1 protein-coding gene is annotated in these 736 nt (G+C 59.4%); it reads left to right on the top strand.

Features of this window, described 5'->3' with window-relative positions; genetic code table 11:
• Window positions 1–233: 233 nt before the first annotated feature.
• A partial coding sequence (locus tag ACWGS9_RS35080; protein ID WP_454509465.1) for a ParA family protein occupies window positions 234–736 on the top strand: 503 nt, incomplete at its 3' end.

Below are 736 nucleotides of genomic sequence, written 5' to 3'. Positions count from 1 at the left end.
TGGCGCATCATGCCGACTGAGGCGAGAGCGCTGTAATGCGCCAGCGTGGCGGCTGCCGCATCAAGAGCGGCGTCGCAGCCGTCGCGCGCCGTGATCTTGGCTAAAGCTGCCCTGAAAATCACTGTCCTGTCCGGTTGATCGCTCATAAATTGACACTACACTTTGGGTAGAGGTATGACAATTGCCGGGGAGGCGATTGGCATAAAAGCGGTTCATCGAAGGTCCCCCGAGCTATGATCATATCTGCCGCTATCGCCAAAGGTGGCACTGGCAAATCGACCCTGCTGCGCGCGCTTGCATCGGTCGCTCTCAAGCGCGGCTACGCGGTAACCCTCATCGACGGCGACGTTCGCCAGAACATGAGCCGCTGGGTGCAGATGCTCAAGGAGGCCGGCAATCGTCCCAAGACACTCCAGCTTGTCAGCGCCACAACGCCGGGCGAAATCCTGGAGGCGGCAGAGCTACACAATGGGGACCGAAGCGTGGTGCTGATCGACACCGAAGGCACGACGAACGACAATCTCATGGCCGGCCTATTTGCCGCCGATATCGTCCTGGTGCCGATCTTCTTCGCGCTCGACGACGTGACCGCCGCAATTCAGATCACCGATCACTACATTCCGCTCGCGGTCGAAACACGCCGGCGACCGCTGCCAGCAGTGTTTGTCCTGACAAAACAGACTATCATCGATGCGAAGGCGAGAGCTTTGACGGAACTGCGCGCAATCATACAGGC

It is taken from the genome of Mesorhizobium sp. Arg314 (assembly GCF_053714275.1).
This window is presented reverse-complemented; position numbering and strand designations above follow the sequence as displayed.